The organism is Bacillus pfraonensis, from assembly GCF_050768835.1.
In the GTDB taxonomy this organism is placed as follows: Bacteria; Bacillota; Bacilli; order Bacillales; family Bacillaceae_G; genus Bacillus_A; species Bacillus_A pfraonensis.
Genome location: NZ_JAHCDO010000037.1, coordinates 88248 through 94247, shown reverse-complemented (window position 1 = coordinate 94247; position 6000 = coordinate 88248). Strand labels below are relative to the sequence as shown.

Genomic DNA, 6000 nt, shown 5'->3' with positions numbered 1-6000 from the left:
TATAATACAAACTGTGGAGGAATACATCCACTACTATAATAATGAACGGATTCAGAGAAAATTAGATAATATGTCACCTATAGCTTATAGGAAACATGTTGTCTAGGTGTTTTTTCTTTGTCTCACCAAATGGGGTCAGACCACCTATGATTGTACAGAAAGAATAGCGTTTTTTCATTGCGAGATATTTATTTTTATTAGCTTGATAGTGATGCATTGCGTCCTTTAAGGAGCTTCTTCCTGTTCTTTGCTTTACAAGGTCAGTTAGATTCAACCTTTTGGGATACTGTCATTCCGAGTTGCAATAACCCATGTCCTTCTTCTAGTCTGCTGTATCCCAGCGACACAGTATGCTGTATTAAAATTTCAAATAATTGTGGCTCAGTAATGATCTGATTATTCTCAGCTTCATATTGTTGAATTAATAAAGCAATGGATCCGGATACATGTGGTGCCGCCATAGACGTACCGGACAGTACAGCATACTGATTTGTCGGATACGTAGAAAGAATCTTTTCTCCTGGAGCTAACAAATCAATGGTATCATTTGTATTACTAAAACGTGATAAGCGCTTTTCAAGATTTATTGAACCAACCTCTACCACCTCTTGATAAGCACCAGGATAGCTATATTCACTAGTTCCGCCATCCCCATCTCCTTCATTCCCGGCTGCACATACTACAACAATATTCTTCTCCACAGCCTCTTGTATTGCTTTATGCAACTCAGCATTATCCTCGGGACCTCCCAGTGACATAGAAATCACTCGAACAGTTTCTCCTTTCGCCCCTTTCCATGTTGTTGCATATTGAATGGCCTGTGTAATAGATTCTATGGTTCCTTCCCCTGTACCAGTCAGTACTTTCAGAACAAGTAACTTCGCTTTAGGTGCTACTCCTACCACACCCTTATCATCTTCAGTGGCAGCAATGGTACCGCAGACATGCGTTCCATGACCATTATTATCTAAGAATACATGAGGGTCTCCCCCATAGTCTTCTGTAAAGTTATAACCTCCCATAATCCGTTCTTGCAAATCTGGGTGGTCAGTTTGGCAGCCAGTATCAATAACTGCAACAACCACATCTTCCCCCTGATACCCTTTCGCCCATATAGACTCAGCTTCGATTAAACGGACCCCGGGAGGAACTTCTTTAGTACGATCCTTAACCTCTTCCAATTTGTAAGGAATTAACTTGAACTTTGACATGTCTATCCTCTCCTTTTTGGGATTTTTCAGGTTATGAATCTTCATATGCATAAATCTTTAAAGTTTATATTCTACATCCATCTATAATTTACCTCGTTAATTTTCAGATTTTGAACCATTTAATTTCACTTGATTCTCATCAACTCTTATCCTATTCTTTACAAACATACTAGAATACTATAGCGAAGGCGGTTTTATCCTACTACTAGGATTCCCTCCCATATGCCCATTAAGCTAGTGAAAAAAGGACTTCAAAATAGTAAAATTAACATCTCTAGAGTGAAAATATGTAAAATTCTTTTTAGTAACAGCATAAAATCTCAGCTTGATAGCGATGTGATGGTCCGCCAAAAATTGTACCGTATACTTTTTTCTCTTTTATTGGAATTTGCTTTACACTTCCTGAAACAGGTGCTCCTTTTACCTATTTCTTCTATTCTTAGCTCTGCTAATTAGAAAAGAGGAGGCGGTTATTTGGTTCCCTTTTTGTTTGTTAGAAGGTGAAAGTATGAAGTTAGAGTTTACTGATGGCATTAAGATCGATACATATCTATTCTCTCATTCTTCTTCGACTGATAATAAAATCTAATTCACCTCTTGAACATATGAACGACATATATAAAATGTATCATTCCATTAGAAAACCACATTTTATTTCATTGAATGTATAACACGATACATGTACATTTTTATATTTCCATTTTATCACAAAACAATCTTTTCATTACCATTATCTCTATTTATTTACTAATGTTTTAAAGCCTAATAACATATTGGAAAATTTGCTTTCGTTCCTTCTAGAATAGATGTTGTTATTACAACCAGGAGGTGGAAACATGATAGATAAAAAACGTGAATTGTGGCTTGATTCAGCAAAAGGATTTGTACTAATCCTTGTTGTTGCTGGACATGCTTACAATCATAATAGCCTTATCACCTATATCTATTGGTTTCATATGCCTGCCTTTTTTTGGTTAGCGGTTATGTATTTAAGCCAATAGAAAAATGGTCACATATTCAGCTTAATACATGTAACAAATTAAATAACCAATATAAAGATAAAAGGTATACCCAAATAAATGGTATACCTTTTATTCATATTTCCTTTTACTTTTCCTTTAAAACACTATGTAACCGATCTGGATAATTTGTAAACATACCCGTTGCACCCCATCTAATTAACAATCTCATATCTTCTTTCTCATTGATTGTATAAGGATGGATTAACAAACCATTCTCCCTCGCCTTTTTCATATACAGTTCATCAATAATTAATTCTCCATTATCATTGCGTAAGTTTGGTCCAATACCAACGGCGTACTTTTTAATTTCTTGAAACTCTTGATTTGTTACACCCTGTGGAGCATGAGTAACCCCTGACCATTCAATAATCTCATTGTTTTCATTTGGATAATACCAAAGCAGTTGCACTAGTGGAATATTTTTATTCATACTATGAATCTTTTTTAAACTTTCTTGACTGAATGATTGAATCATAACTCGGCTTGAAGACATATTTTGGCCAATTAAATTATATTTCTTTAATAACTCTAATAATTTCTCTTCCATTCCTGGATACACGTCCGGAGATTTCGTTTCAATATAGTATTTCATGCTTCTTCCATACTTTTGAAATATCTCTTCTAGTGTTGGAACTTTTTGCCCCACATATTCTTTTTTTGCCTTTTCTGGATATGTAGCATTAAACCAAGACCCTGCATCTAAACTTTTTATTTCACTTAATGTTTTTTCTCTTACTTCGCCAGCTCCATTTGTAGTTCGATCCACTGCTGTATCATGCATTGCAATCAATTGACCATCTTTTGTTAATTGAATATCTAATTCTAAATAATCCGCTTTCATTTTTTTCACAAGATTATATGAAGCAAAAGTATGCTCAGGAGCATGTCCACTCGCTCCTCGATGAGCAATATTTAAAAACTTATTTTCATTGAATTCATGTTTCTTTTCTGTTTTCGCATCAACTGTTCCCCCGTAAAAAAAACTCCCTACTGTAAAGAAAACAACCAAGAAACTTATTATCTTTTTCATACTCTTAAACCCTTCCCACGTTGTAAATTTCAACAAGCTAATGAGCTTTACACGAAATAGAAGAAATACCCTAAATATTATTATAAGCTTTTAATAATATGGCAATCTCACAAATAAAATGTAAGCTATGATTCTATACTGTTTATCATGTTCTATGTAACTAAATATATTTTAAATTCATCTATGTTTCTAGCTGTCAGCCCCTTCCCCCTATTATAACTAAACAATTATGAAGCATTCTCTACTGTGTTCCCGTAACTCAACAAAAAAGCCATAAAACGTTTGAGAATACATTTGTACTCACAAACAGTTTTATGGCTTTTCTCAAATATCTCCGGCCTTCAATTAACTTGTTGGACTCAATCATAACAAATCTTATAAACTTTGTGAATATTTTTTGTTATATTAATAATAATAAAATGATACTCTATTATAATAATTAATATAGAGCGATTCATTTACGATCTGCATAAAGAAGAAATTTCTATATGCAGATCGTATAACCTTAATCAATAGAAATGTTTTTTTATGCCTATCTACCTTTTATATGCTAAAAATTGGAACAATACATATTTAAAATTACTTTGTGTTCAAAGATGTGTTACATAGTATGCAATTTAATACCTCTTCAAGTACGATATCCGATGTGAAAGTAGCCTCTTTTGTCCGCCACCCAATAAATCCATCTGGTCTTACCAACACTGCCCCTTCAGGCTTAATTCCATATAGCGTTACAAAAGTGTTATCCTGATCAATAAAATCCCCTTTCTGAGAAACCTGATACACTTCAATACTGATCCCTAAATGAGATGCAACCGTACTTGCAGCCTTTGACCAAAAATCGTGTTCTGATCCAGTAAATAACACAAAATTTCTTCCTAATAAATCAAGTATTGAAATCCGCTTTCCTTGATACGTTCCCCACATATGCGGAGCGCGTGTTCCCGGTCTTCCCTTGAGCTCTAAAATATCCATTCTATGCGGATTCTCATCTTGATCTATTACTGCCGCAGAACTGTACTTATAACCTACAGTAACAGCTAAACTATCCGTAGTATTCAAATTAGCTTCTTCTCTATTCGCAGCCCGCAGTAGAATGCTGCTTGCATAATCCGTGGTTAATTGTACTACAGGACGTCTCTCCACATGATAAGTTTCTAATAATTTTGGATTCGCTTGACCATGTATAACAGCAGCTAATTTCCAAGCTAAATTATGAGCATCCTGAACACCTGTATTTGAACCAAATCCTCCTGTAGGTGGCATAAGGTGTGCAGCATCTCCAACTAAAAAAACACGGTTATCTTGAAAACGTATAGCTGTACTTTCTGTCGCCTCCCAAGGTGAAATGCTTAATATTTCAACTTTAAGATTTGACTTTCCAATGGCTTTTCGAACAATTTGCTGGCAATACTCTACAGAAAAATCTTCAGGTGTTTCCCCTTTTAAAGGATTATAGGCTACATGATAAATCCAGCAATCCTTATTATTGACCGGAATCAATGCACCAAAAACTTCAGGATTTGTAATCATTGTGAAAGCAAAGACATCCCCTTTTATGAAATCACTCAAATCTGCTTTAAAGTGGATGTTAATATAATGACCGCCTATCGTACCACGACCATCAGTGGAAATACCAGAATGTTTACGTATCGAACTTTTTGCACCATCTGCCGCAATCATATACTTACTATATATAATTTGTTCCTCTTTCGTCTCACAATTTCGCACAATAGCAATTACTCCCAGTTCATCCTGTTTGTAAGAAACCAGTTCATGATGAAACCACAGCTTTCCACCTAATTGCTTAGCCTCTTTGAGCAACATCGGTTCTAAAGTAATTTGGTAACATGAAGTCGGCTTTGATGGACTAATTTTTTGAATCAACTCGAACAAACTTTTATCATTTTCATCCTGAACCATCTTTACCCTTTTTAATTCTTCATAGTCTGCTTCAGCGATTGTATTTACACTAACCCTTCCACGGCAGTTCTCCAGCACTCTTCCAGCGGCGCGAATCTTCTTTTCTAAACCTAATTCCCGGAATAATTCCATCGTGCGAAAAGTAATCCCTCCCGCTTTTGGGTGAATAGCAGTAGTTGGATGTCTTTCAATAAGTAAATACTCCACTTTATGACGGGAAAGAAATAATGCAGAAGTTAACCCCGTTAAACCTCCTCCAATAATTAAAACTGGAACATGAATGGATTTCATGCGTATTTCTCCTTTCATGTAAACTACACATAAAGTGAAACTTCAATCAGTGGGGTTTTCTCCATCCCTCACTGATTGTTAGTTAAACCAATCGGGCTTTTATGGGCTGTTTATCTCCCACCTAAACTTCTTCGCATTCTCTTAAGTTTTGAGGTGGGAGTATTACAGCCCGTTAAAGCGGGATAAATTTTACTGAGCTCAGTAGGTTAACTATAATAAGGAAATCTAGAAAAATATAGACTTATTTTTCCGAATTATTTATCATATAGATAGAGTACGCCCCAAAAACACAATCGATCTATACGATAAATTTCTTTATACAAAATAAAAGCGTAGTTCCAATTTATATATTATTAACTTGAAAATTAAACTAACTATAAAAACTAAAAAGTCACATTCATTATAAAATGAGCGTGGCTTTTTCTTTTCTTAATATCCCACCAATTAGCACTTCACTTTATCAAAAGATTCTATATCTCAACTTGCTGTCTTAATGTTCCATCACCGACTAAAGACATTTACA

Annotated in this window: 5 protein-coding genes; 2 read left to right on the top strand and 3 right to left on the bottom strand. The window is 35.0% G+C overall.

Annotated elements, in window-relative coordinates:
- Positions 1-13: 13 nt before the first annotated feature.
- Complete coding sequence (locus tag KFD70_RS25165; protein WP_431613448.1) at positions 14-106, top strand: IS3 family transposase; 93 nt, start codon at positions 14-16, stop codon at positions 104-106.
- A gap of 154 nt (positions 107-260) precedes the next feature.
- Here KFD70_RS25165 and KFD70_RS25160 read toward each other — a convergent pair whose 3' ends face one another.
- A complete protein-coding gene (locus tag KFD70_RS25160; protein ID WP_336454231.1) occupies positions 261-1211 on the bottom strand; it encodes a S8 family peptidase in 951 nt (316 codons plus the stop codon).
- A gap of 836 nt (positions 1212-2047) precedes the next feature.
- Here KFD70_RS25160 and KFD70_RS25155 point away from each other — a divergent pair.
- On the top strand, positions 2048-2212 hold the full coding sequence (locus tag KFD70_RS25155; RefSeq protein ID WP_336454230.1) for a hypothetical protein: 165 nt from the start codon (positions 2048-2050) through the stop codon (positions 2210-2212).
- Positions 2213-2318: 106 nt separating this feature from the next.
- On the opposite strand, the gene KFD70_RS25150 is transcribed toward KFD70_RS25155, so the two are convergent.
- Both KFD70_RS25150 and KFD70_RS25145 read right to left on the bottom strand, forming a co-directional pair.
- Positions 2319-3263 (bottom strand): glycerophosphodiester phosphodiesterase, encoded by a 945-nt coding sequence (locus KFD70_RS25150; protein ID WP_336454229.1) that lies wholly within the window; start codon positions 3261-3263, stop codon positions 2319-2321.
- 579 nt (positions 3264-3842) lie between these two features.
- Positions 3843-5477, bottom strand: coding sequence for an FAD-dependent monooxygenase (locus KFD70_RS25145; RefSeq protein WP_336454228.1), 1635 nt, complete (start codon positions 5475-5477; stop codon positions 3843-3845).
- Between the last annotated feature and the right edge of the window lie 523 nt (positions 5478-6000).

What these genes read in the sequence shown, in the direction of transcription:
- KFD70_RS25160 (WP_336454231.1), bottom strand. Translation starts at nt 1,211, where the DNA reads ATGTCAAAGTTCAAGTTAATTCCTTACAAATTGGAAGAGGTTAAGGAT.
- KFD70_RS25145 (WP_336454228.1), bottom strand. Translation starts at nt 5,477, where the DNA reads ATGAAATCCATTCATGTTCCAGTTTTAATTATTGGAGGAGGTTTAACG.
- KFD70_RS25150 (WP_336454229.1), bottom strand. Translation starts at nt 3,263, where the DNA reads ATGAAAAAGATAATAAGTTTCTTGGTTGTTTTCTTTACAGTAGGGAGT.
- KFD70_RS25155 (WP_336454230.1), top strand. Translation starts at nt 2,048, where the DNA reads ATGATAGATAAAAAACGTGAATTGTGGCTTGATTCAGCAAAAGGATTT.